This window comes from Mesorhizobium sp. LjNodule214 (assembly GCF_964252735.1).
In the GTDB taxonomy this organism is placed as follows: domain Bacteria; phylum Pseudomonadota; class Alphaproteobacteria; order Rhizobiales; family Rhizobiaceae; genus Mesorhizobium.
Window position 1 is genome coordinate 1487089 of the sequence record NZ_CAXUPE020000001.1, and the last position, 23970, is coordinate 1511058.

The 23970-nt window shown below is 60.6% G+C and carries 24 protein-coding genes; 21 read left to right on the forward strand and 3 right to left on the reverse strand.

The features are described from left to right. Positions 1–32: 32 nt before the first annotated feature. From ccoN to ACSQ3Z_RS07195, 9 genes are all read left to right on the forward strand, one after another. The gene (gene ccoN / locus ACSQ3Z_RS07155) at positions 33–1676 is read left to right on the forward strand and encodes a cytochrome-c oxidase, cbb3-type subunit I (RefSeq protein ID WP_436170629.1); all 1644 of its coding nucleotides are present in this window, start codon (positions 33–35) and stop codon (positions 1674–1676) included. A gap of 3 nt (positions 1677–1679) precedes the next feature. Beyond that, positions 1680–2417 (forward strand): cytochrome-c oxidase, cbb3-type subunit II, encoded by a 738-nt coding sequence (gene ccoO / locus ACSQ3Z_RS07160; RefSeq protein ID WP_436170630.1) that lies wholly within the window; start codon positions 1680–1682, stop codon positions 2415–2417. Further along, complete coding sequence (locus ACSQ3Z_RS07165) at positions 2414–2584, forward strand: cbb3-type cytochrome c oxidase subunit 3 (RefSeq protein WP_436170631.1); 171 nt, start codon at positions 2414–2416, stop codon at positions 2582–2584. Before ccoO ends, ACSQ3Z_RS07165 begins: the two co-directional genes overlap by 4 nt. Then, the gene (gene ccoP / locus ACSQ3Z_RS07170; protein ID WP_436170632.1) at positions 2575–3456 is read left to right on the forward strand and encodes a cytochrome-c oxidase, cbb3-type subunit III; all 882 of its coding nucleotides are present in this window, start codon (positions 2575–2577) and stop codon (positions 3454–3456) included. Before ACSQ3Z_RS07165 ends, ccoP begins: the two co-directional genes overlap by 10 nt. Beyond that, a complete protein-coding gene (locus tag ACSQ3Z_RS07175; protein WP_436170633.1) occupies positions 3453–3683 on the forward strand; it encodes a hypothetical protein in 231 nt (76 codons plus the stop codon). Before ccoP ends, ACSQ3Z_RS07175 begins: the two co-directional genes overlap by 4 nt. Positions 3684–3711: 28 nt before the next feature. Continuing rightward, the gene (locus tag ACSQ3Z_RS07180; RefSeq protein ID WP_436170634.1) at positions 3712–4497 is read left to right on the forward strand and encodes a DUF2189 domain-containing protein; all 786 of its coding nucleotides are present in this window, start codon (positions 3712–3714) and stop codon (positions 4495–4497) included. Positions 4498–4534: 37 nt separating this feature from the next. Then, the gene (locus ACSQ3Z_RS07185) at positions 4535–6826 is read left to right on the forward strand and encodes a cation-translocating P-type ATPase (RefSeq protein WP_436170635.1); all 2292 of its coding nucleotides are present in this window, start codon (positions 4535–4537) and stop codon (positions 6824–6826) included. Further along, positions 6823–6969, forward strand: a complete 147-nt coding sequence (ccoS, locus tag ACSQ3Z_RS07190; RefSeq protein ID WP_436170636.1) for a cbb3-type cytochrome oxidase assembly protein CcoS — start codon at positions 6823–6825, stop codon at positions 6967–6969. The genes ACSQ3Z_RS07185 and ccoS overlap by 4 nt, the downstream gene beginning before the upstream one ends. Positions 6970–7442: 473 nt before the next feature. After that, positions 7443–7919: a histidine kinase gene (locus ACSQ3Z_RS07195; RefSeq protein ID WP_436170637.1), complete on the forward strand. Its 477-nt coding sequence runs from the start codon at positions 7443–7445 to the stop codon at positions 7917–7919. A gap of 17 nt (positions 7920–7936) precedes the next feature. Here ACSQ3Z_RS07195 and ppk2 read toward each other — a convergent pair whose 3' ends face one another. Together ppk2 and ACSQ3Z_RS07205 are read right to left on the reverse strand one after the other, a co-directional pair. Then, complete coding sequence (ppk2, locus tag ACSQ3Z_RS07200; protein ID WP_436170638.1) at positions 7937–8761, reverse strand: polyphosphate kinase 2; 825 nt, start codon at positions 8759–8761, stop codon at positions 7937–7939. 48 nt (positions 8762–8809) lie between these two features. Beyond that, entirely contained in the window at positions 8810–10489 is a 1680-nt protein-coding gene (locus tag ACSQ3Z_RS07205) for a SulP family inorganic anion transporter (protein ID WP_436170639.1), read from the reverse strand. 83 nt (positions 10490–10572) lie between these two features. Between ACSQ3Z_RS07205 and ACSQ3Z_RS07210 the strand changes: the two genes are divergently transcribed. From ACSQ3Z_RS07210 to ACSQ3Z_RS07220, 3 genes are all read left to right on the forward strand, one after another. Next, positions 10573–12123 carry a CHAD domain-containing protein gene (locus tag ACSQ3Z_RS07210; protein ID WP_436170640.1) on the forward strand — a complete coding sequence of 517 codons (1551 nt, stop codon included), beginning with the start codon at positions 10573–10575 and terminating at the stop codon, positions 12121–12123. Between the two features lie 118 nt (positions 12124–12241). Beyond that, positions 12242–12418: a hypothetical protein gene (locus tag ACSQ3Z_RS07215; protein WP_436170641.1), complete on the forward strand. Its 177-nt coding sequence runs from the start codon at positions 12242–12244 to the stop codon at positions 12416–12418. 101 nt (positions 12419–12519) lie between these two features. Further along, on the forward strand, positions 12520–12729 hold the full coding sequence (locus tag ACSQ3Z_RS07220) for a hypothetical protein (protein WP_023799928.1): 210 nt from the start codon (positions 12520–12522) through the stop codon (positions 12727–12729). A 1103-nt stretch (positions 12730–13832) separates the two neighbouring features. Here the strand turns inward: ACSQ3Z_RS07220 and ACSQ3Z_RS07225 are convergent. Then, positions 13833–14810, reverse strand: coding sequence for a SulP family inorganic anion transporter (locus ACSQ3Z_RS07225; protein WP_436171857.1), 978 nt, complete (start codon positions 14808–14810; stop codon positions 13833–13835). Between the two features lie 135 nt (positions 14811–14945). Between ACSQ3Z_RS07225 and cls the strand changes: the two genes are divergently transcribed. The 9 genes from cls to ACSQ3Z_RS07270 all read left to right on the forward strand — a co-directional run bounded on the left by cls (position 14946) and on the right by ACSQ3Z_RS07270 (position 23839). Continuing rightward, entirely contained in the window at positions 14946–16382 is a 1437-nt protein-coding gene (gene cls, locus ACSQ3Z_RS07230) for a cardiolipin synthase (protein ID WP_436170642.1), read from the forward strand. A gap of 591 nt (positions 16383–16973) precedes the next feature. After that, on the forward strand, positions 16974–18242 hold the full coding sequence (locus ACSQ3Z_RS07235) for a tyrosine-type recombinase/integrase (RefSeq protein ID WP_436170643.1): 1269 nt from the start codon (positions 16974–16976) through the stop codon (positions 18240–18242). Between the two features lie 232 nt (positions 18243–18474). Then, a complete protein-coding gene (locus ACSQ3Z_RS07240) occupies positions 18475–18738 on the forward strand; it encodes a DNA-binding protein (RefSeq protein WP_436170644.1) in 264 nt (87 codons plus the stop codon). A 134-nt stretch (positions 18739–18872) separates the two neighbouring features. After that, on the forward strand, positions 18873–19079 hold the full coding sequence (locus ACSQ3Z_RS07245) for a hypothetical protein (protein ID WP_436170645.1): 207 nt from the start codon (positions 18873–18875) through the stop codon (positions 19077–19079). After that, positions 19076–20290, forward strand: coding sequence for an AAA family ATPase (locus ACSQ3Z_RS07250; RefSeq protein WP_436170646.1), 1215 nt, complete (start codon positions 19076–19078; stop codon positions 20288–20290). Before ACSQ3Z_RS07245 ends, ACSQ3Z_RS07250 begins: the two co-directional genes overlap by 4 nt. Positions 20291–20444: 154 nt before the next feature. Continuing rightward, positions 20445–20867 (forward strand): hypothetical protein, encoded by a 423-nt coding sequence (locus tag ACSQ3Z_RS07255; RefSeq protein ID WP_436170647.1) that lies wholly within the window; start codon positions 20445–20447, stop codon positions 20865–20867. A gap of 479 nt (positions 20868–21346) precedes the next feature. Next, positions 21347–22411 (forward strand): hypothetical protein, encoded by a 1065-nt coding sequence (locus ACSQ3Z_RS07260; protein WP_436170648.1) that lies wholly within the window; start codon positions 21347–21349, stop codon positions 22409–22411. 408 nt (positions 22412–22819) lie between these two features. Next, on the forward strand, positions 22820–23440 hold the full coding sequence (locus ACSQ3Z_RS07265; RefSeq protein ID WP_436170649.1) for a hypothetical protein: 621 nt from the start codon (positions 22820–22822) through the stop codon (positions 23438–23440). A gap of 6 nt (positions 23441–23446) precedes the next feature. Then, positions 23447–23839: a hypothetical protein gene (locus tag ACSQ3Z_RS07270; RefSeq protein WP_436170650.1), complete on the forward strand. Its 393-nt coding sequence runs from the start codon at positions 23447–23449 to the stop codon at positions 23837–23839. The last annotated feature ends 131 nt before the right edge of the window (positions 23840–23970 follow it).

The window sequence follows — 23970 nt, forward strand, 5'->3', positions numbered from 1 at the left end:
ATCTGTGTTCAACCAAAGGGGGGACACTTGATATGGTCGCACAGCTCACAGCAGGCGAACGTCAGATTGCAATCATGGTTCTCATGCTTGTTGCGATCGCTGGCCTGGCGATGGCAGCAGCCGGCCGAGCCGACCCCCTCGGCGTGCATGGCTTTATCATTCTGGCAATTTGCGGCGGTCTCATCTTTGTCGTGCTCGGCGCGTATTACGCACCGGAGCCGTCTCCGGAACGGCTGGAGCATTACTATGACGACCCCAGCAAGGTCGGCATTGTGCTTGCGATGGCTTGGGCGGTGGTCGGCATGTTCCTCGGCGTCTGGGTCGCAAGCCTGCTCGCATGGCCGGACCTGACCTTCGACGCCGCATGGGCGAGCTTCGGCCGCCTGCGCCCCGCCCATACCAGCGCCGTCATCTTCGGCTTTGGCGGCAACGCGCTGATCGCTACCTCCTTCCACGTTCTCCAGCGCACGTCCCGGGCGCGGCTACCGGACCAGTTCAGCCCATGGTTCGTGCTCATTGGCTACAATCTGTTCTGCGTGGTAGCGGCGACGGGCTATTTCATGGGGGTGACCCAGTCGAAGGAATATGCCGAGCCGGAATGGTATGCCGATTTCTGGCTGGTCATCGTCTGGGTGACGTATTTCGCCATCTACATCCGCACGCTCGCGCGGCGGAAGGAGCCCCATATCTACGTTGCCAATTGGTACTATATGGCCTTCATCCTGGTCGTCGCGATCCTGCACATCGTGAACAACCTCGCGGTTCCGGTGTCATTCGGGCATGCCAAAAGCTATTCCGCGTTTTCGGGCGTCCAGGACGCGATGATCCAATGGTGGTACGGCCACAACGCCGTCGCCTTCTTCCTTACGGCAGGCTTCCTCGGCATGATGTACTACTACCTTCCGAAGCGGGCCGGACGTCCGATCTTTTCCTACAGGCTCTCCATCATCAGCTTCTGGGGCATCACCTTCATGTATATGTGGGCGGGTTCCCACCACCTGCATTACACAGCCTTGCCGCAGTGGGTTCAGACCCTCGGCATGACGTTCTCGCTAGTGCTGCTCGTGCCTTCCTGGGCATCGGCCGGAAACGCGCTCGCCACGCTCAACGGCGCCTGGCATAAGGTTCGTGACGACGCAACGCTGCGCTTCATGATGGCCGCTGCGGTTTTCTACGGACTGACCACATTCGAGGGGTCGTTCCTGGCTATTCGCCCCGTCAACTCGCTATCCCACTACACTGACTGGACCGTCGGACACGTACACGCCGGCGCGCTTGGCTGGGTCGCGCTGATAACGTTCGGTTCGATCTACTGTATCGTTCCGTGGCTCTGGAAGCGCGAGCGCATGTATTCGGCGCGGCTGGTCGAAGTCCATTTCTGGTTGGCCATTATCGGAACGGTTATCTACGCCTTCGCGATGTGGAACTCCGGCATTCTGCAAGGCTTGATGTGGCGGACCTACAACGAGAACGGAACGCTGACCTACTCCTTTGTGGAGTCCATGGTCGCCATGCATCCTTACTACATCGCCCGCGCCTTTGGCGGTCTGCTGTTCCTGCTGGGCGCTATTGTCGGCTCCTACAACATCTGGATGACGATCCGTGGCGAGCCGGAGACTGCCTCGGAGTCCGCAGACCTCCCCGAGCCCAGGCTCGCGCCCGAGCCGGCGGAGTAGGACGTGGCCGAGTTCCATCGCAAAATCGAACGCAACGCCATGGGCTTCGTGCTCGCCATCGTCGCGGTCGCCAGCATAGGAGGTTTCGTCGAGATCGCCCCGCTGTTCACGATCGACGACACGGTCGAGAACGCGCCGGACATGCGGGTCTATACCCCGCTGGAGCAGGCCGGGCGCAACATCTACACGCGCGAGGGTTGCTACGCCTGCCATTCTCAAATGATCCGGACACTGCGCGACGAAGTCGAACGCTACGGTCCCTATTCGCTCGCCGTTGAATCGAAATACGATCATCCGATGTTGTGGGGATCAAAGCGCACAGGCCCGGATCTGGCCCGCATTGGCGGAAAATATTCCGACGCCTGGCAGGTCGCCCATCTGGTCAACCCCCGCGACGTCGTTCCGGAATCGGTCATGCCGAAGTATGGTTGGCTGCAGCGCAACGCACTGCGGATCGACGACCTCGGCGAGCATCTGGTCGCTCTCAGAGACGTCGGCGTTCCCTACACCGATGACATGATCGCCAACGCGACCCAGGATGCGCTCGGCCAAGCCGCTCCGGACGGTGATTTCGCAGCCGGCGTTGTCAAGCGCTACGGAAAAGCAACGCAGGTCAGGGCTTTTGACGGCGATCCGGCGACCATTACCGAAATGGATGCGCTGGTCGCCTATCTCCAGATCCTTGGCCACCTGACCGACGCTGCCCACAAGCAGGCGGCAGCCGCGGAGCCTGCAACATGATCCTCGACCATGACACCATCGTCGCCTTCACGAAAAGCTGGGGGCTGTTCTACCTGATCGCCATGGCAGTTGGTGTCCTGATCTATGTTTTCTGGCCTGCGAACTTAGGGCGGTTCCACCAGGCGAAGAAGAGCATCCTCGACGAGGACGACAAGCCATGGAAGTAGGCGAACGCGATTCCGTCAGCGGCCAGTTGACGACGGGTCATGAATGGAACGGCATAAAGGAGCTCTATACCCCGGTACCGCGGGTAGTGATTTTCTTTCTGATCGTGACTACCCTTTTCGCCGTCGGATACTGGATTCTCATGCCTGCCTGGCCCTTGGGCCGGACATACACGAAGGGCCTTCTCGGGATTGACCAGAAAACGACAGTCGAACGCCAGGTTCAAGAGGCCACCGCCGAACGCACGGTATGGACTAAGCGGATTGACGAGATGGATTTCGCGGCGATCAGAGCCGATCCGGCACTGATGGAAACCGTGCGCGAAGCCGGAGCGACGCTTTTTAAGGACAATTGCGCGGCGTGCCACGGAGCCCGTGGCACGGGAGGTAAGGGTTTTCCCGACCTGACAGCAGCCGCGTGGCTATGGGGCGGCAATCCAGAAACGATCGCCGAAACGCTGCGCGTTGGGATCAATTCAGCGCATGAGGATACACGGACCTCGCAGATGCTCGCCTTCGGCCGTGACGGTATCCTCAGCCTACCGCAGATCAACGACGTGCGTGCCTACGTTCAGTCTCTCGGCGGGTCGACCGAAACGACCGTCGCTTCGCCTGAAGCCGTTTCTCGCGGAAAGGAAGTCTTTGTCGCGAACTGTGTCGCCTGTCATGGAGAGGATGCCAAAGGCAAACAAGACTTAGGCGCTCCAAACCTCACCGATGCCAGCTGGATCTATGGGGGCGATAGCCAGTCGATCCACACGTCGATCTATTCGGGGCATCAAGGACAGATGCCGTCCTGGGAGCAGCGCCTTTCGACGACCCAACGCAAGATTCTAGCGCTTTATGTCCTGTCACTTTCGGAGAAGGGATCGTGACGGTCGCCGCTGAAAAAACAGAAAGAGGGATCGCGCCACGGGCATTCTGGCGCGGCAAGGCCCTGGCGATCCTCTTGGTTGCCGTTGGACTTGCCACTTTCGCCGTTGCAAACGGACATTTCCTCTACGTGGCAATCATGTCGCAGCCGGACTGCGTTCCACACAGCAAGGTGTCACGATCCGCCATTCCGGGAGGCCTCTACCAAGCCGCCGATCCGGCTTGCTAACGAACCAAGGGCAGGAAGGAACATCGCAATGGGCAATGTCGATCTGGCGTCAGCGGATGGGCCCATCTTCGCGGAGGCCCGCAATCGCCATCTTCCCGCCGGCGCCGCCCTCGGCTGGCTGCGCGCCGGTTGGCGTGACCTCATGGCAGAGCCTGGTTCCAGCCTTGCCTACGGTCTCGCTGTGTTCATCGTTTCAGTCGCGATCGTCGCGGGACTTTTCTTCCTCGGTCTCGACTACATCCTGTTTCCCGCCATCGCTGCCTTCATGGTCGTCGGTCCGCTTGTCGCCATCGGTCTCTACGAAAAGAGCCGGCTGATCGAGGTCGGCGAACCAGTTTCGCTGCGGCGCATGATCTTCGTCAGGCCGACCTCCGGCGCCCAGGTCCTGTTCACCGGTGTCATCATGCTGGGGTTGGCCTTGCTGTGGATGCGCGCCGCCGTCATTCTCTTCGCGCTGTTCTTCGGTTTGCGGCCGTTTCCAGGCCTCGACCATGTTGCTTCGATGCTGTTCACCACGGGCATCGGTTGGGCCATGCTCGTCACGGGCACCGTCGTCGGCGGGGTTTTCGCGGCGTTTTCCTTTGCGATCAGCGTTTTCTCCGTCCCGATGCTCCTCGACGAGCGGACGGACGCTTTTACGGCAATGGGCATGAGCATTTCCCGCGTCTGGAACAATCGTACTGTAATGATCACTTGGGGCGCGATTGTGCTTGCGCTGAGCGCGATCGGCCTGCTGACGGCAATGGTCGGCCTGATCGTCGTTTTTCCGCTGCTCGGGCACGCTACCTGGCATGCCTACAAGGCGATCAAATGACCTCGGTTGTGCTCAGTCTGCGAAAGGCTGATGGCTCATGAGTTGTTGCGCGCCTGGTGCTGAGGCTGCCTTGTCGATCGCAGGGATCGATGATCGGTCGAACCCGGCGGACGAAATCCGCCTGGCCAGCCGTGATCTCGGCAGCGGCACCCGCCAGATCGATCTTTCGGTCCCCGGTGTCCATTGCGCGGCCTGCATCGCATCGGTCGAGAGAACCCTGTCGACACTGCCCGGTGTTGAGTTTGCCCGCGTGAACCTGTCCATGAAGCGAGCCACCGTCACTTGGCGCGCAGCCGAAAACGGCGCGCCCGATCTGATCGGGGCTCTGCGCGCCGTCGGCTACGATGCACATGTATTCTCGATCGAATCCGATCGGCGCGATCCTGAGTATTCGCGGCTCATCCGGGCGCTCGCCGTTGCCGGGTTCTCGGCGATGAACATCATGCTTCTGTCCGTATCTGTGTGGTCAGGCGCCGATGCGGGCACACGCCAGGCCTTCCACTTGATATCGGCGGTGCTTGCGCTGCCTGCGATGATCTACTCGGGGCAGATTTTCTATGCCTCTGCGTGGTCCGCGCTTCGTCACCGACGGACCAACATGGACGTGCCTATATCGGTCGGTGTTACGCTTGCCTTCGCGCTTAGCCTTTACGACACCGTCCACAACGCACCTCAGGCATATTTCGATGCTGCGACTTCGCTTCTGTTCTTCCTGCTGATCGGCCGTACACTCGACCATGTAATGCGCGAAAAGGCGCGCTCGGCGGTGGCTGGCCTGGCCAGGCTGGCGCCTGCCGGCGCAAACGTCATCGAAGCCGATGGCCAGCGGCGCTACGTGCCGGTTGTCAAGATCGAGCCCGGAGCGTCCTTACTCGTTGCCGCTGGTGACCGAATCCCTCTCGACGGGGTGGTGACGGAAGGCGTTTCCGAACTCGATTGCTCGCTGGTTTCGGGTGAGGCCACACCCAAATACGCCGGACCTGGGACCACGCTCCAGGCAGGATTGATGAACCTTACGGGTCCGTTGACGGTCAGGACCATTGCGCGTGCGGATAACTCATTCATTGCCGAAATGGTCCGGATGATGGAGGCAGCCGAAGGCGGACGGGTGCGTTACCGCCGGCTGGCCGACCGGGCCTCCGCCCTCTATTCTCCGGTGGTTCACGCAATCGCCCTGCTTTCCTTCCTCGGCTGGATTTCAGCCACAGGGGACTGGCACGCATCCATCACGATCGCTATCGCCGTCCTGATAATCACCTGCCCCTGCGCGTTGGGCCTTGCCGTGCCGATCGTCCAGGTCGTGGCCGCGCGCCGTCTCTTCGAGAAAGGCATCATGGTCAAGGACGGCTCGGCGCTGGAGCGGCTTGCCGAAGTCGACACGGTGCTCTTTGACAAGACCGGAACGCTGACGCTCGGAAAGCCTCGGCTTGTCAACGTCCGCGACATCGAACCGTCTGCCTTGGGGACGGCGGCGGCGATCGCCGCCCGTTCCCGGCATCCAATGTCTGTTGCCATCGCTGACGCTGGACAAATGTGCGGGCAGGCATTTCCTGAGTTTGACCGGATTTCGGAACATCCGGGCTGTGGACTGGAAGCGCGTGCGGGAAAAGATATCTATCGTCTCGGCCGACCGGACTGGGCGCTTGGCCGCAAATCCGCTAATTCCGATAAACGCGCATTCTCCGTTTCGCTCCTCGTCAAGGACAGCGCGCCGTTGGCCAGCTTCGTATTCGAGGACGGCAATCGTCCTGATGCACGAGAGACGGTCAGTCGGTTGCAGCGGCACGGCCTTGCTGTCGAAATCCTCTCTGGGGACCGACGAATCGTCGTTGAGGAACTGGCGTCATCTCTCCGGATCGACAGCTTCATGCCGGAACTGCTTCCTTCCGGCAAAGTTGCGCGCATCGCCGAGCTGAGCAAGGCCGGAAGCACGGTTCTGATGGTCGGCGACGGCCTGAACGATGCTCCGGCGCTTGCGGCCGCTCATGTGTCGATGGCTCCCGCGACGGCAGCCGATGTTGGCCGCAACGCCGCGGACTTCGTCTTTCTACACGGGAGCCTTTCGGCCGTGACAGATGCTCTCGAAATCTCGCGCAATGCGGGAATCCTGATTCGCCAGAATTTCGCACTGGCGATCGGCTACAACGTCATTGCAGTGCCGATCGCGGTCCTCGGTCACGTGACGCCGCTTGTCGCTGCGGTCGCGATGTCTCTCTCTTCGATTGTCGTTGTGGCCAATGCTCTTCGCCTCGGCCCCTCTGGAAAACTGCACAGCCGGCAAGCCGCATCTACTCACGGCGACCTTCAAACGATGGCTGCAGCATCATGAGCTACCTAGCCGTTTTGGTGCCTGTCGCAATCCTGATGGGCCTTGTAGGGCTCGCCGCCTTCATGTGGACGCTACGTTCAGGACAGTATGACGATCTCGACGGGGCGGCCGAGCGAATCCTTATGGACGACGATCGAGAGTAATAAGGCAAGGAAGCCAGCGTGGCCCGGTCGAGGTGGCTACTGAATGCAGCCGCCTGTGACGGGATATGATCGTTGGTGGACATTCGCTCGGCATTCACCGATGACCGATCATGGCGCAGTGCGCCTGTTGAGTCCTTGACCTCGCAACGGCCCGAAGCTGGTAGGCAATCAGGTCTGCGCAAAGCGGAACTGCGGCGATCAAGCGACCGGTCGTCGCGGGGCATCGCTGCCGCGGCGCATTCCACCGCCTAACGAGAATTTGACCGGGATGAGCCCTCATGCGATCATCGGATGTCAGTTCTACGCGCGTTGAATAGGTGGCGCGGCCACCAAACGTGCAAGCCTGCCTCGGCCGACTACATTAAGCTGCTGACGGCCGAGGGGATGACCTGAGACATCGAACGAGATAGACGTTGGCAAAACGCCGTTCCTCATCGGTGTCGAACGCTCAACGGCTCGGGGAGGAGTAGCAAATGGCCAACATCAAAGACACAGCTTCAGACATAAATACGCCGGCGCCGAGTGCGGAACAGCTCCGTATGGCCCTCCTGCAAGAGCAAATGAAGGAAGCCGACAAGCAGGCAAAATTCCAGGCGAAACAGAATGAAGCACTTACGAAGTTCACCGATAGCTTCCTGAAGGACCAAGTGAGTGACGACGAAGTTGCAATGATTCGCCGCCTGGTGATGAACGCCGTGAAAAATGGCAAGTACGAGGCACTCGTCTACAGCTTCCCATCAGAGCTTTGCACTGACAGCGGCCGGGCTATCAACAGCGCTGATCCGCGATGGCCCGAAACGCTCCAGGGCAAGGCCAAGCAGCTCTATGAGCGCTATCAGAAGAATTCGAAGCCGCAGGGTTACAAGCTTAAGGCCATGGTTATTAACTTCCCAGGCGGAATGCCTGGTGACATCGGCTTCTTTCTCAATTGGGCCCCGCATACCAAATAGGTCTGGGGTCCACACGGTCAGAACACGTCCGGCACCACGTTGCGGGGAGTTGCATCGTCCACGAAGTTTTCGGGCCGCTTCTGTCGTTTGCTGAAGTTTGGTTTATCGAACTCGACGCGCTCATAGGGGATTGAGCTCAGGATGTGCGAGATGCAGTTGATGCGCGCGCGCTTCTTGTCGTTCGACGGCACGATCCACCAGGGCGCATGCTTTGTGTCTGTCGCACGGATCATTTCTTCGTAGGCGCGGGTGTAATCCCACCAGCGGTTGTACGATTCGACATCCATCGGGCTCAGTTTCCACTGTCGAAGGGGGTCGTCGGCCCGCTGCCGGAAACGCCGCTCCTGTTCTTCCTCACTCACATCGAGGAAGTATTTGAGCAACGTTATACCGCTTTGGACAATGGCGGCCTCAAAAGGCGGTGCCTGTTCGAGAAAGCGCCGCGCCTGCTTGTCGCTACAAAAACCCATGACGCGCTCGACGCCGGGACGATTGTACCAGGAGCGGTCGAATATCACGATCTCGCCTGCCGCAGGAAAGTGCGCGAAGTAGCGCTGCATATAGATCTGGGTCTTCTCCCGATCGGTCGGCGCCGGCAGTGCGACGACCCGAAACACTCGCGGGCTGACCCGCTCGGTCAGGCGCTTGATCACTCCCCCCTTCCCGGCGGCGTCGCGGCCCTCGAACACGATCGCGATGCGGGCACCGGACTTCTTTACCCAAGCCTGAAGGTGGGCAAGCTCAACGTGCAACCGGGCGAGCTCTTTCGAATATTTTTTCCCTCCCGATTTCTCCTCGACAAGCTCAGATACGAGGGCCAGCTTATTCTTCTTCTTACCCATGGTTTCCTCCCTTCAACACAACTCACACGGTGCAAATTCCTTGAACTGTCATGCCCGGACCTCGAACGCGTGATACGCGTCTTCGAGAATGTCGAAGACCATTTCGGAGCCAATGCGCTCGATCACGCCGGCCCGATCAAGGATTTCGCGCGCTTCGGCGTGAAGCTCCGCCAAGCCAAGACTGATCCCGCGATTGCGCAATTCGTCACATAGCTCCTCCAGCATTGCCGCTGCCGAGCTGTCGATCTGGGAAATTGCACTTGCATCGATCAGCAGCCAGCGCGTGTCGGCCGGCAATTCCCCGGCAATGGACCGCAGCCGCGATGCGACGTGATCGGTGTTGAAGAACAGCAGGCTGCCTTGAACGAGGCATACGGCGAGGCCGGGCACCTGACGGGCCTCGGGCGTTCGATGCAGTTTGTAGAAGCCGTCATGACCGGGAACACGGCCGAGCATGGCGTCGCGGGGAAACATCAGCTTGCGCAAAACATAGACCAGCGTCGCACCGATCGCGATGACGACCCCGTTGAGCACGCCCAGACCGATCGGACCCCACATCGCAATGAGGGCGAAGACGAACTCCATGCGGCTGATGCGCCAAATCTGCCTAAGGGCGGCGAAATCTATCAGGCCGATTGCAGTAGCCGCAAGAATCGCCCCGAGCGCAGGGATCGGGATAATCCTTAGGGTCGGCCCGAGAAACAGCAGTGTCGCGATCAGGGTCGCGGCAGCCACAATGCTCGTCACCTGCGAGCGTCCGCCAACGGTAAGGTTGACCGCCGTGCGCGAGTCGGAGGCCGTCACCGGGAAGGCGCCGAAAAGGCCCGCGCCTATGTTCGCAGCGCCAAATCCGATGAGTTCGCGGTTTGGATCGACCGGGTAGCCGCCTATTGCCCCAAAGCTGCGGGCCGTAATGATGCCGGCGCCGTAGCTCACGAGGAAGATCGCCGCAGCGCCGAGGGCCAACGTCTGGATCGGAAGGTCAGCGATCGCTGGCAACGACAACGAGGGCAACCCTGTCGGAATATCGCCAACTACGGCGATGCCGCGTCCTTCAAAGTCGAAGACCGCCGAAAGCACTACGGAGAGGATCACTACCAGCACTGGCCCGGGAACCGGAAAACGCATGATCCGTACGATCTGCAACAAACCGAACATCCCCAAGGCCAGCAGGAGAGACGGCCAATGTATCGATCCGGCCTTGCGCAGAAGTTCGAGGACCGGTGCTAGCAGGCCATCCGCCTCGATCTTGACTCCGGTGAAGCGACCGATTTGCCCGATCAGGATCGAAAGCGAGATGCCGATGAAGAACCCCGTCAGGATGGGACGCGACAGGAAGGTCGCAAGAACGCCGAGCCGAAGCACCCACGCAGCCAGGCAAAACAACCCCACGCCAAGCGCGAGGATTGCTGCGACCGCAGTTCGGTCCACGGCGAGCCCGACTGGCACGCTCGCTGTAACGGCAACCAAAACCGCCGCAAGCACTGTCATCGTAGCCGCGTCCGGACCGACTATCAGCTGACGCGAGGGGCCAAAGATCGCGTAGGCCACCAGCGGCGCGATACTCGCGTAGATGCCGGTCTCCGGCGGCAGGCCCGCTATAGCGGGATAGGCGATGGCACTGGGAAGCCCAACCGCAGCAACTGCAAGCCCGGCGGAGACATCGCTCCGCACCCAGCCCGGTTGATAACCGGAAAGGCTCGTAAGCACGGGAAGGCGCAAGCCCACCGGGTTGAATCCTTAGCTGGCATAGTAATTTTATTGGCTTCAAATAGTTTACCGCGTTATAACAGGTCTGACAACAATCGGCCATGAGCGGGATCGAGTTAAAATTCCTCCTTGACGAACTGACGTCGAGCCAACTGGGCGCGCGCGTGAAGGCGTTGAAGCTGGCCACTGGCCGCCCGAAAACGAGAATGCTCAGAAGCATCTATTTTGACACCGCTGATCATGCGCTGAAGAAGGCAGGAATCACGCTCAGGCTCCGGCGTGACGGGCGACGTTGGATACAGACCGTCAAGACCAAGCCAAAGCTGCATCGCGGCCTGTCGCAGGTTGGCGAGGAGGAGAACCCGGCTCCAGGCGGGCGGCTGTGTCTCGTAGCGATTCCGGACGCAGCGGTCCGAGAGGAGGTTGTTCGCCGCGTGAACGGCGCGCCGCTTGAGCTCATCTGCGAGACCGTGATCAGGCGTTCCGCCAGCGAGCTGTCCCTTGAGGACGGCACGCGTGCGGAACTGGCAATCGACATCGGCGAAATCCACGCCGGGGAACGCTCGGCCGAGTTGCGTGAACTCGAGATCGAACTCATCGAGGGCAGCCTGGGCGGACTGTTTGACATTGCACGTCTCCTGTTTCCCGACGGGGGCTTGAGGTTCTCCCGCCTTTCCAAGGCGGCGCGCGGCTATCTGTTCGCGGAACAGGGATGGATCGACCCGCCGCTCGCGCCCCGCAATGCCGAGGACGCTGTGCTCGATCAGGCCCAGATCGCAGAGCAGGCGGCACGCAACCTCCTTCGCGAGTGCCTCGATCAGATCGCCACGAATGTCGTGGTGATCCGGAAGCTGGACGATCCCGAAGGGCCGCACCAGTTGCGGATTGGTCTGCGCCGATTGCGAAGCGCGTTTTCTGTCTGCGCTTCCGTTCTGAAATGCCCGGAAATGACGCGGCTCAACATGGAAGCCCGCTGGCTTGGTCAGGAGGTCGGGCGCCTCAGGGATCTCGACGTGGTGGCGAACAATATCGTGCGGCGGGAGGCCGAGGCCCACGCGGATGAACCGGGTCTGCCGCCCCTTGCCGATGCGCTCTCGCGGCAGGCGGGGGGACTGCGCGATCACCTTCGCAAGCTTCTCCCCGGGGCGCGCGCGCAGGCGTTCCTGATCGACCTGGCGCGGTTCGTGGAGGCGGGAGGCTGGCTCGTTCCTCAAGATTTTGGCCAGACCGAGCGGCTTGCAGCGCCGGTCGTCCAGTTGGCCGGCAAGGCACTCAGCAAGCGCTGGAAGAAGGTTAGCAAGCGCGCGCAAGGACTTGAGGCCTTGACGGTTGAGCAACGCCACGATCTGCGCAAGGAGCTGAAGACGCTGCGCTATGCAGTTGAGTTCTTCTCTCCTTTGTACCCGGCGAAACGTGCTGAACCGTTCCTGAAGCAATTGAAGAATCTTCAGGCGGTCTTCGGCGACCTGAACGACGCGGCGATGATCAGAGCCATGTTGACGGGGGCGGAAGCGCCCGGCGCCGGCGATCCGACCGCGCAACGCGCCATCGGATGGGTGATCGGAGCGAGCCAGGCGCGCGCCGAATTTGGCTGGGCTGGCGCAAAAACCTTGTGGGAAAACCTAGATGAGACCCGCCTCTTCTGGAAGTGACTCGGCACCGCGGGATGGAGATCGCTGGCCTGGCTTTTGGCCTCCGGAAAGACGCGGCGATTGTATACTTGACAGACCAGACTTTGCGTTGATGGCATTTCCCCGCAGTCCTGCTAATATGCTTGGCGTCGCCAAGTGGAGTTTTGCTGTGGAAGCGGGCGAGATGCAGGCTATTGCCGACACCCTGATGCGGGTCGTGACGCCAGACATGACGCCTAAGCAATTGACCAAGGCGGCAATGAAAGAGCATCCGAACGCGTCAAAGAAGGATATCGCCTGCGCGGCGTTCTTCTAAATTATGCCAACGCCGATCAGGACCACGGCAAGGTCAAGAACCTGCAGGCGATCGCAATAGCCGAGCGCGTAGCCGGCGGCTCTTGATCGGGAGCATGGCGCTTGCGTCCAACCAATGCCGACCGAATAGCAATCCGCGAGCAACAGATTGAGCTTTGCCGCGACATGATTGCGTGGGAAGCGTCACACCATTGGGGCGATGCAGTCCAACTCGCGCATTTCTCGACTGATATCATCGAGGAATACAAGCGCCTGATCGCCACGCTGCAGCTAGTCAGCGACGGGTTGCGGAACCTTGAACCAGTTCAGTGACTAATTCACTGGCCGCGTCCCGTGCCATCTTATGAACGGCGCATTCTTCCCGGGGATCTCCACCCGCGTACAGAGCCTGGCCCAGCCTCCGGAATTGGTACGTCGCAAAACTCAAACGGCTTCTGATACCCGACAAATCGAAGAGCCCGCATGGTCTTGCCGTCAGTCGTATGACCCTCCTGTCGTTGATCCTGGGCAGGACCACAAGATACACGCACGCAACACAGAATCCAAAGAACGTCGGCGCGCCGCCCCTCAGTAAGAAGTTGGTGGCGCTGGGGTCCGCATCCGCCCGCCTGGCTGTGTAAGGGTGAAGTGCCGGTCTGGGTTCTTAGTTGGGTGACGGACTTCTTGCGCTGAGCCTAAACTTGCCAGATGACACAATATGCGCGAAACTTGGTTTTCGAAGAGCCGCTCATAGAGCAGATGTGGGAATAGCGTGGTTGTCCACACCACCGTCACAACCGGCATCAAAAATAACGGCGAGCAAAGTGGGGTCCAATCAAATGGCATATGTCGCGTCTTGGCGGAATCCTCGCGTGAAGGCGCGTGGTATGGTCATAAGAGCAACTTTCGCCGCCACTGCGTTATCGCAGTTAGCGGCCATCGCGCATGCCAGCGAGGGATCATTTGATGACTTTCCCTTCTTAGTACATTGCGAGGTTAGCGGTCTGCATCGTGTTTTCTATTTGTCCACAATTGGCCAAGACGGGGTTGCCGTCTATATTTCGCCAGACAGGCAGGCCGGCACCATAACTGTAAGCGGCAAGGCCGATCCGGTGGGCGGAGACGGGTCGGGAAGTTGCGCAGGAAAAACACTTGAGCAATTACGATCGACGGGTCAAGCATATGACTTGCAACACTGATCTTTGAGGAATGTTGTCTTATTCTTTGACCTACTATCTCAGCTAGGACACCGGCTGCGGCCGGCTGAATGCCCGGTTTTCGTACGTGCCTTCCTTCGAGCCAATGCTGCCTGTCTCGCGCCTGACAGAGTACATGGGATGATCAGCGAAGTTCCATCCGACCGCACTTCACGGCAGGATCCCCAGTCATATTCACGCCCACCGAGAGGTGGCTCACGACCGAGCGCCAATGGGTGCCTAGTTTTGATTGAAACTCGTCGTATAGTGCTGAATAGCTCCGCGGACGCTGGAAAATAGGCGCTCGGGTCCTAGTCGATCGGCGAAGCCAGAGGCCCGGATGTATTCGAGTACGCTGGGGTTCAGCGCCACCATCCAACACGTCATTCCTTGCTCGGTTATGCGGCGTTCGCCCTCCATCAACATCTGGAGAGCGGAATACTCGATGTCGAAGACCCTGCTCAAGTCGAGCGCGAGGACGCGCGGCTTGTGCTCGACGACCAAGGCCTGGATCCGATCCGCGACCCGCTGGGCATTGGCGAAGAAGAGCCGTCCCTCCGGCCGGAGGATAAGCAGGCCCTCAACCGTCTCATCGTCCGGGTGCTCGGGTGACAACGGACGGATTATGTCGGTCCCCCGCTTGCGGCCGATCACGTAGACATTTGGGTTGGCCGACTGACTGGCCAAGCCAACGAGCGACAGAACGATCGCCACGACGATGCCCTGCGGCGAATGGGGCCAGAACCGCTCCATCGCCAACAGCGCCAGCATTGCCGCGATGGCGATGGTCAGAGTGAGCAGCGACGCGTCGGGCAAATGGTGCGCCACACTCAGAATGTCGCGGAGGAAGCCTTCCTTTGCAATGTGCAAGCCGAGCAGCTTCGGCACCTGGTCGAGTGCGATCACAAGGCCGATACCGGCCTTGAAACCGGTCAGAACGCGAGACGAAATGAAATTGGCGATGAACCCGAGGCGAAGCACGAAGGCACCGATCAGCAGGGCTCCGGTCAGCGCGGTGAGCGTCGCAGTTGCCGTGATCAGCATATCCGGATTACCGTCCGGAACTGCAAGCCCGAGCTGTGTCCCAGCGAGGATCGCAAGGGTGGTCGTAGAGCTTACACTCAGGACGCGCGATGTGCCAAGCAACGCGTAGACGATCATCAGCACGAAGGGATGCAGCCGCCTGCGAAGACCGCAGTGGTCGAAACGCCGCACTATCTGGGTCACCGCGACCGGTTGCGCAAATGCCTTCACCGCCGCCCCAGAAGCGAAATTCAAACTGTGGTACTAGAAGTGAGCCGCGGCAATCAGCGCGAAACCGACCGACCACTACTGTCGGATTGAGCCCATTTCATGAGCGTCGTTCTCGAATATTCATCAATCACGATCGCCTTCATCCTGGTGGAGTTGGCTGTGCTCGCGCGCATTCTCCTGCGCCCGAACCGCGATCCGACTTCTCGACTCGCCTGGCTCTTTGTCGTTGCCCTGTTACCGCTTTTGGGCATTTTTGTCTATTTGCTCTTCGGCGAGGTGAGCATCGGCCGCCGTCGCGTTGCACGGCGCCGCGCGGTTCTCGCGCGACTTCAGAACGCCCAGGCTGAAGGAGCCGAGGCGATCGTACTCGAGCGTCATTCGAATCTCTTTCGCCTCGGCCAGTCCATCAGCGGGTTTCAGCCCGTCGGCGGCAATACGGCGCGATTGCTCTCCGATTCCAATGCGACGATCGATTCGATCGTGGCCGACATCGATGCGGCAAAGGAACACGTCCATCTACTTTTCTACATTTGGCTGCCGGACAACAACGGCTGCAAGGTCATCGAAGCCCTGAAGCGCGCCGCTGCGCGCGGTATCACGTGCCGGGCGATGGCTGATGATCTGGGGTCGCGCACGCTGATCCGCTCCGATCATTGGCAGGCCATGCGCCGGGCAGGTGTGCAGGTGGCCAACGGACTGCCGGTCGGCAACCCTCTGTTGCGGCCCTTCATGGGACGCATTGACCTTCGAAATCACCGCAAGATCGTCGTCATCGATGGTCGCGTTACCTATTGCGGCAGCCAAAACTGTGCTGATCCGGAATTTCTGGTAAAGGCACGCTACGCCCCTTGGGTTGATGCGATGATGCGCTTCGAGGGCCCGATTGCCCGCCAGAACCAGTTACTGTTCGCCAGCGACTGGATGTCCCGTGTGGATGAGGATCTGGAAGGCCTCTTTCGCGAGGGCCACCTCCTGGCCAAATCCGATGCGATGCCCGCACAGGTAATCGGAACCGGACCGACGGCACGATTTTCGGCCATGCCGGAAATGTTTGAATCCCTGATGTATGCAGCGCAACGCGAACTCATCATTTCGACCCCCTATTATGTGCCCAGCGAATCCCTGCAAGGCGCGCTTTGCACGGCAGCCCGCCGGGGTGTGGATACGAAGATCATCTTTCCCGCCAGGAACGACTCCCGGATCGTGGGAGCCGCGAGCCGAAGCTACTACGCGGATCTCCTCGCCGCGGGCGTTGAGATCCACGAATATGTCGGTGGCCTTCTCCACACTAAATCGCTGACGCTCGACGGAGAAGTCACCTTGATCGGCTCGGCGAACATGGACCGCCGGAGCTTCGATCTGAACTACGAGAACAACATCCTGTTTTACGATCTCGATCTCACCGCCGCCATGCGGCAGCGCCAGCTTGACTACATCGCCCGCTCGACCCCCGTCACAAGCAAGATGGTGGCTTCATGGTCACTGCCACGGCGCCTTTGGAACAACAGCATCGCCACACTCGGACCCCTGCTGTGAGGCAATTCTACCACTGGGAAGGGTAAAGTCTCGAATCTGTATTCGCCTTGGATCGAACGACCGTCACTCTGTGGGCGATCTGACGCATTTCGCCGACGCCAAGGCGTAGGCATCGGGTTGAGCCTTGCTCTGAAGGGTCAAACCCAACCACTCTAAATGACTAGGTTCTCAACCTGCATCCTGCGGACTGGCCGGATGCTCCGCAGCCCACTTCGCGGTGGCATGCTGGACAGCGGCGATGAACAGGGCCGTGGTAACCCCGAACATCATCAGCCCATTGGCGGCCTGAAGCGGCGCAAGTAGCCGCATGCGGCCGGCGCTTTGCCCGGGCCGGCTTTGGCCCGCAATCCCTTGGAAAGATTGGTGCCGCTTAGGTGACTCGAACACCTGACCCCATCATTACGAATTATATGCCGCGCCCTTTCTTACCCAAACAATGGTCGACATTTCTGCCGTCAGATAGCAAAAAATCCGTTAAATTTCAATCAATTGGGCGTACAGTAATTAACATTCGCAAACAGTCCCAAACATGGCTATGATTTTCCCCCAGCTTTCCCCGAACCATCCGGGGAAACAAAAACGGGTGAGAAAATGGCAAAGGCAAATTCATCGTTCACGGCCAAATGGGTCGAGGCCGTCAAGGCAGCCGGCAAGCGACAGGAAATACCGGACCCTGGCCTCAAGGGGTTTTATCTGGTCGTCCAGCCACTGCCTTCAGGGGCGAAAAGCTGGGCCGTCCGCTACAAGGGCCATCCGAAATATACGATAGGCGGCGTTGCCGCATGGAGCCTCGCCGACGCCAGAAAGGAGGCTGGCCGCGTCATGCGGGCCTATGACGAGGGTCGCGATCCGCGCGAGGAAAAAAAGGAAGCGGCAAGCGACGAGAACCTCGTCGAAAACGTGCTCGACGAATTCATCAAACGTCACGTCCAGAAGAAGAATCGCGCCTCGACGGCGCGCGAACAGCAGCGCTTCATTGACAATGAGCTTCTGTCGCGATGGAAAGGCCGCCGGATCAGCGCGATAACCAAGCGCGATATTGTCAAAATGCTGAACGAGATCGTTGATCGGGGAGCACCGCAGTCGGCGCTTCGAGTCAAAGCACTGGTGAGCAAGTTCTTCGCTTGGTGCGTCGGCTCAGGCCGCGTCGTCGCTTCGCCTTGCACCGGCATTGAACCGCCTGCGGCTGTCACAAAGCGCAAGCGCGTCCTGTCACCGGACGAAATCCGGCTGGTCTGGAAAGGAGCCAAGGCCATCGGCTGGCCGTTCGGCCCGCTGACGCAATTGCTCCTTCTGACCGGCCAGCGCCGCGAGGAAGTGGCCGGAGCAAGCTGGCGCGAGTTCGATCTTGACGCGAAACAGCCAGCTTGGACGATTCCCGAGCAAAGAGCGAAAAACGGCAACTCGAATATCGTCGCGCTAGCACCTGTCGCACTTGCCGTGTTGGCGTCGCTACCGCGCATCGCCGGGAAAGCCGATCTCATTCTGACAACCAATGGCGAGACATCGATCAGCGGCTATTCGCGCGGCAAGCGGCGGCTTGATGAGGCAATGCTTGCGGCGGCCCGCAAGGAGGCGGAGGAACGAGGCGACGATCCCGGCAAGGTGGCGATCCCGGAATGGACACTGCATGATCTAAGGCGAACTCTAGCGACGCGAGGCGGCGATCTTGGCATTCTTCCGCATACCGTCGAGGCTATTTTGAACCACGCCCGCGTCGGGATCAGCGCGCACTACAACCACGCGCGCTATGAGGCCGAAAAACGCGCCGCGCTGATTCGTTGGGCGGCCTATGTCGAGCGGCTTGTGGCCGGAAAGCCGGGCTCAAATGTCGTCCCGTTCAAAACAGCGCGGCAATGAATGGTTGCGAAAGCACACCTTGACACCCCCCTTTGGGCGGCGCGGCAACGCATTGTTTTCCTGTGCCTAAAGCAGCAAATGCATCAAAATCCAAGGTTGCATTAGAAATATCGGATGAAAGGAAAGCTTGACAAATCAATGACTTAGCACGATCCCGATTTGCCAGAATGCGCGCATTTGGCGTATACTGACCGCAACTGTTTTGGGTCGGGGGCACACAAGGGAGCGCGCCATGTCAGGCAAAAAGTACCTCACCCGGCCAGCACTACGCGAGCGCTACGGCGGCATTGCCGACATCACGGTGGGACGGTGGATCAAAAGCGGCCGCATTGATCCGCCGCTACAGATCAACAACAGGCACTATTTCGATGAGGCCAAGCTTGACGAGTCCGACCGTCGGCACGCTGCCGCATTCCAGCGCGCGCGGGTAAACCCGCAAAAGCACAGGCCGCCGCAACGCAAGACCACTATCGAGGAAACGCTCCCGACAGATTGAGCCCCGCCGCTACTGGCGCGGCGAAGGCTCGATCAGGTAGGTAGAGGGTTTTCTCGGGGAGCGAGAAACCTAAAAATAAACCGAGCTATAGGACTGCGTCAAATTGGCGGCGATCTCCACAGGAGATCAGCCTGATGAACCGCATCCCCAGCTTTTCGGAATTCGAGAGCCGGTCTGGCATCAACCCTACCCGGGCCGCCGCCGCGCGTTGGCTGGCCGAGGAACGCCACGATCCAAGCCGGCCAAAATGGCCGCAGCTTCGCGAGCAATTCGGCCTGACCGCGATTGAGGCGCTCGACGCCATCCGCCTGGCCGACCAATGGCGGGCCGAGCGGCGATGACGACTGACGACCTCCATATCGCCAGATCGGCCGTCGAATGGCGCAAGGAGCAGGCGCGGCGGATCAAGCCACAAGCCCACACGCCGCCGCGTGGCGCCGATCCGCCAAATCCGTTGCCGACCACCGTAGCCGCGACCTTGGCCGCCCATGAGCCGCCCGCCCGCCAGTTTCTCGACAGCGCCTGCCTCCTGCCGGCTCGGAATGTTGTGCTTCTGTCGGGCGATGGCGGCACCGGCAAATCGCTGCTGGCCTTGCAGCTTGCGCTTGCCGTCTCCACCGCCAGTAAATGGATCGGCATCGAGGTCTCGTCCGGACCCGTCCTCTATCTTTCCGCCGAGGAGGATCAGGACGAAACCCACGCCCGGCTGGCGGAAATCTGCGCAGCGGAAGGCATGGAGCTTGGCGAGGCCTACACCTTGAACATAGCCTTCATGGCCGGTGAGGATGCCGTGCTGGCCTTCGAGGACAAGGGCACAAGGCTGACGACGACACCGCTCTATCGCAGCCTTGCCGCCACGCTGGAGGCGATCGAGCCGGCGCTGCTGATCCTCGACAATCTGGCCGACGTTTTTTCCGGCAACGAGAACAGCCGCACGCTCGCCAAGCATTTCGTCGGCATCCTGCGCCGCCTGGCGATCCGGCACGATTGCGTCGTGCTTTTGCTCGGCCATCCCAGCCTGTCGGGGCTGCATTCCGGCTCGGGATCGTCTGGCTCGACCGCATGGTCGAATTCGGTGCGGGCGCGGCTCTATCTCCACAAGGACTCGGACGGCTCCGGATTCGAGGCCGACCAGACGCGCCGGCTGCTGGAAACGAAGAAGGCCAATTACGGCCCGAGCGGCCTGCCTATCGGGCTGCGCTGGGAGCGCGGGCGCTTCGTCCGCAGCGATCCGCCGAAGCCGTTCGACGCGGTTTCGCTCGCCGATCTGGAAAAGGTGCAGGCCGCCTTTGCGGCCGGCCGCTATCGCGCAAACGATCAGGCGACCGATTGGGGCGGCTATGTGGTCGCCTCGATCCTCGACCTCGATGTCGGGCGCGGCATGGGATCGAAGGAACGGAGCGCCGAGCAGAACCGGGCGCGCGCCAATGTCAAACAGGTGCTCGCGACATGGGTGCGCAACAAGGCGCTTTTTATCGTCAGGGGCTTCGACGCCAAGCGCGAGCCGACGACATTTTTCAGCGTCAAGGAGGGCGACGATGGGCTCGTCTGAAGGTCCGGCAAAGGTCCGGCAAAAGCGCGTTCAACCGATAACCGGGCCAGCCGGACCCCCCTTCCACCCCTTTAGGGGTGAAGGGGTCCGGCACGGTAGGTCCGGCAAGAAATCCCGGCGTCAATCCCGGCGCCGGCAAAACAGGAGAGCGACCATGACAGCAATGATCGGCCATAACAGGCCGCCGAGCGAGGCAGAGGAAGCCGAGCGCTTCCGTTTCCTGATCTTGTGCAACGTTATTGCCAAGCTCCGCTCGCTCGGCGCCACCTACCGGGCGCTTGCCCGGCTGACCGGCGTATCGAAATCGACGCTGAACCGCTGGATGCCGGCGATCGAGCATTTCGCGCGCGAATGGGAGACGGACGAAGCGTGTCAGGCGCGCTACCGGCGCTTTGCCGAAGAGCTTCATCCCAACGATTTGTCCCAAATGGGACTTACGGTTGCGCGGAACCCCAGACATCCGGCGTTTCCAAAAGCCGGTTTATCCCATTTGGGACAAGCCAACAAAGGGAGGCCGACATGCCAAAACCGAAAAAGCCCACACTGGACGAGGAGCGTAAGGCGCATTGCGACCTGATCATCCAACACATGGCGGGCAGTATCGTTCCCTGATGTCCGAAACGGGTGCCGCATGACGGACCCGCTCGACGCTTCTCGGCTGCGCCGCATCTCGGCCGCGCTTCGCGATGGTCTCTCGATAAATCCGGCCGACGCCGTGCCGCTTTTCCCCGAACACGTTCGACGCGCCTTGCTGAAAGAGGAACGCGACCAGGCCATTCGTTCGGCGGTGGAAATATTCGATCTGTCGGCGGCGGCATTGGCAATCGAACTCGCCCGATATGCATCCTCGTCATGGCTTCGGGAGCGCGCGCTCGAAACGTGTCCGCCGCGGCATGTCGGCCGACTGCAGGCGCACCTTTGGCATGCTCTACGCGCGCACCCTCATGTGATCGGCGAGCGTCAGATCAGCAGAATAATTCGGACATGAGACCCCTCTTCTGATGTCTGGCGACCTGGCCGAATCTCACTCTCAACAACGTAACAACGGAGACCGCGATGTCCGCCGGCAGCGTCAACGCATCGGTTCAGGCTGGCAATGGCGCCAAGGGCGAGGGCTCTACGCTCAATGACGCCGTTCGCATGCGAAACATGCGCCTGCCCGGTAGCAAAATCAGCGACGTCGCCGATTTTCTGCCATCCGAGGCACGGGCGAGACTGGTCGCTCTGCGGGAGGAAAAGGACGACTTGCTTGCGACCACACGCGCCACGAGCGAAGCCTACCAGGAGGCGATCAAAGCCAAGCGCGAGGCGTCCAATCTGGTCAACGTCCTGACCGAACATTCGGTCGCCATACGCGTTGGCTACGACCGAATCTATCCTGAAGACCACAACCTTGTCATCGAAGCCCGGCAGACCCTGACCAAGGCAACCGATGAATTTGCACGGATCACCGAAAAGCGCGACGCGCGTTCGCACAGGTGGCAGCAGGTGGCGCATCTGGTCCAGGCCGTTGAGCGCTACCTGGCATCCGTGTCGGCGCCGTTTTCCTCTTTCACTGGCAAGACCGAGAAGAAGCCGGCCAGCCTCGATGCAGCGCGCAAGACAATCGCCACGCTCCTTGCCGATCGACAGGAAGTGCAGGCCGCACCGATCCCATCCACCAAGGTCAGACAGTCGGTCCGCGCCGAGATCGACGCGCTCGCCGAAAAGGGCAGGCCGGCATTGTTCGCTGCCATCGAATACGGCGAGGCCATCGGCTGGCCAAAGCAGGATCTTCCGATCGAGTCCGTCGCCCTGATGGTCAACGACGAGGCCCGCACCCCAGTCATTGGACGCGCCCATGCGGAAGGACCGAACACCCTGGCCTTGTTCGCCTGGCTGCATCGCGACGCTCTGATCGAAGCGCTCGACAAGGAGATCACCGAAGTCTCCGATGACGGCGCCGCGCTCGATGACGAGACAAGAGCCAAGAAGCTGGGGCAGATCGCCGACGATCTGCTCGATGCCGAGCGCGCCGAGTGCGCATTGATCGAAGCGAGTGGCGACAGAACCGCTTACCGAGTCGATACCGATCCACGCGCGCTGCTCGCCATCGTTGGCCCGGCACCGCGCGCAGACTGAAGTTCATGGCATGGTGTTGATCCTTCACCATAACCACGAGACGGGCGAGGCCGAGCGCACCGCCCGTCTCAACCCAATGCCTCTGATGAGCTGGTTTCCTTTTTCTCGCTCATCAGTGTGCACAGGCCGGTCGCGTTGCCGATCCCAGCGTGGCCGGCCAACCTTGCAATGCGGCTGCCGGGATGGGCGACGCCCGTCACATGCAGCGCCGGCGCCTGGCCTCGGTTCCTCCTGCGCCAAAAACCCTTCGAGGGGGTGTCGTGTGCGCGAGGCATTTCTAGGCTTAGACCCCTCAAATCTTGGGCATGATCACGAGGCAATCGAGCCAAAGCCTTATGGCACTTGGCGTGGAAGCCTCGAACTGCGCAACGGGGAAGTAAAGTCATGGGGGCATCCATGGGGACCCTGATGTCGTTCTCCGCATATGCCGCCCAGATCGGCGTCAACGCCTCAAGCGTGAGCCGAGCCGTTGCCAAGGGTAGGCTTCCCGTCGTGCAACTTGCTGACGGTCGGCGATTGATCGACCCCGCTGCAGCCAACACGGCAAGACGCAAGAATAGCAACATCCACTCCGGGCACGGCGGTAAGCCCGACCGGACATTGCGCCGAGCGTCGGAATGGAAGGCACGGCAAGCCGATGGTTTCGATCCGGCGGTCAGGGCCTGCGTCTGCGTCATGCGCTCGGACTGGCCCGACCTGGTCCGCAAGGCCATGGCCGTGCTTGGAGCCGACGAATTGAACCAGGCGCGGGCGGTGCTGGCGGTGCGCGAACTCACGGACACGCTCGCTTGCGCCGCGCACTACGACCTGAACGCTGGTGGAGTTTGGGACTTCCGAGAGGCGCTGACCCCTATTCCGGCAATGACATGGTCCGCTCCCGACGTTCAGACATTCTTCGAGCGGGCGGGCGGCAGGGCCGAAACCGAACAAGGTCTATGGACCTCCGACGATGAGGCCGGCCTTCCCGGCGGCGATGAATGGGCATTCGAAGCCTGCTCTGCCCACGACGCTGTTAGAGCAGGGAGATAAGCAACAATGATCCCCGCAGATTTCCCTCCGCACTGGCGCGCGGCCATCGAGACCGGCGACGCTTCGGGCTTCAAAACCCAAGACGATTTCGTGGCCTTTTTCCGCGCAACCAGCATTGTCAACGGCTGCTTTGGCGAGCTTTCAGATGCCGAGACAGACAACGTTGTGGGCCTTCGCGATGGTTTTCCCGAGGTCAATGAGGCCGCAAGGCAAGCTGCCACCAAGGAACGCGAGGCGGCGCCGCGCTTCATCGGCGTCACCAACCTGGCCCGAGCGCCAACGCTCGCCGAGCTGCAACCGGAAATCGATGCGATCGAAACCGGGCTCGGAAAGATGAGCAGGAGCGCGTCCGAGTCATGGGCCAAGGTCATCGCCAAACACAATCAGGGTGTGCCGTGATGGCCCCAGTACATTATTGGGACACAGATTCACGGTAGAAATTTGAGCGGCTTACCGTCCCGACGTTATGGCGTGAATAGGTGGATTGGAGACAGACTGCTTTGCATCGTTCATTGTGATGTAGCTGCCGA

What these genes read in the sequence shown, in the direction of transcription:
- ccoN (WP_436170629.1), top strand. Translation starts at nt 33, where the DNA reads ATGGTCGCACAGCTCACAGCAGGCGAACGTCAGATTGCAATCATGGTT.
- ACSQ3Z_RS07165 (WP_436170631.1), top strand. Translation starts at nt 2,414, where the DNA reads ATGATCCTCGACCATGACACCATCGTCGCCTTCACGAAAAGCTGGGGG.
- ccoP (WP_436170632.1), top strand. Translation starts at nt 2,575, where the DNA reads ATGGAAGTAGGCGAACGCGATTCCGTCAGCGGCCAGTTGACGACGGGT.
- ACSQ3Z_RS07180 (WP_436170634.1), top strand. Translation starts at nt 3,712, where the DNA reads ATGGGCAATGTCGATCTGGCGTCAGCGGATGGGCCCATCTTCGCGGAG.
- ACSQ3Z_RS07185 (WP_436170635.1), top strand. Translation starts at nt 4,535, where the DNA reads ATGAGTTGTTGCGCGCCTGGTGCTGAGGCTGCCTTGTCGATCGCAGGG.
- ccoS (WP_436170636.1), top strand. Translation starts at nt 6,823, where the DNA reads ATGAGCTACCTAGCCGTTTTGGTGCCTGTCGCAATCCTGATGGGCCTT.
- ACSQ3Z_RS07195 (WP_436170637.1), top strand. Translation starts at nt 7,443, where the DNA reads ATGGCCAACATCAAAGACACAGCTTCAGACATAAATACGCCGGCGCCG.
- ppk2 (WP_436170638.1), bottom strand. Translation starts at nt 8,761, where the DNA reads ATGGGTAAGAAGAAGAATAAGCTGGCCCTCGTATCTGAGCTTGTCGAG.
- ACSQ3Z_RS07210 (WP_436170640.1), top strand. Translation starts at nt 10,573, where the DNA reads ATGAGCGGGATCGAGTTAAAATTCCTCCTTGACGAACTGACGTCGAGC.
- ACSQ3Z_RS07215 (WP_436170641.1), top strand. Translation starts at nt 12,242, where the DNA reads ATGCTTGGCGTCGCCAAGTGGAGTTTTGCTGTGGAAGCGGGCGAGATG.
- cls (WP_436170642.1), top strand. Translation starts at nt 14,946, where the DNA reads ATGAGCGTCGTTCTCGAATATTCATCAATCACGATCGCCTTCATCCTG.
- ACSQ3Z_RS07235 (WP_436170643.1), top strand. Translation starts at nt 16,974, where the DNA reads ATGGCAAAGGCAAATTCATCGTTCACGGCCAAATGGGTCGAGGCCGTC.
- ACSQ3Z_RS07240 (WP_436170644.1), top strand. Translation starts at nt 18,475, where the DNA reads ATGTCAGGCAAAAAGTACCTCACCCGGCCAGCACTACGCGAGCGCTAC.
- ACSQ3Z_RS07245 (WP_436170645.1), top strand. Translation starts at nt 18,873, where the DNA reads ATGAACCGCATCCCCAGCTTTTCGGAATTCGAGAGCCGGTCTGGCATC.
- ACSQ3Z_RS07250 (WP_436170646.1), top strand. Translation starts at nt 19,076, where the DNA reads ATGACGACTGACGACCTCCATATCGCCAGATCGGCCGTCGAATGGCGC.
- ACSQ3Z_RS07255 (WP_436170647.1), top strand. Translation starts at nt 20,445, where the DNA reads ATGACAGCAATGATCGGCCATAACAGGCCGCCGAGCGAGGCAGAGGAA.
- ACSQ3Z_RS07260 (WP_436170648.1), top strand. Translation starts at nt 21,347, where the DNA reads ATGTCCGCCGGCAGCGTCAACGCATCGGTTCAGGCTGGCAATGGCGCC.
- ACSQ3Z_RS07265 (WP_436170649.1), top strand. Translation starts at nt 22,820, where the DNA reads ATGTCGTTCTCCGCATATGCCGCCCAGATCGGCGTCAACGCCTCAAGC.
- ACSQ3Z_RS07270 (WP_436170650.1), top strand. Translation starts at nt 23,447, where the DNA reads ATGATCCCCGCAGATTTCCCTCCGCACTGGCGCGCGGCCATCGAGACC.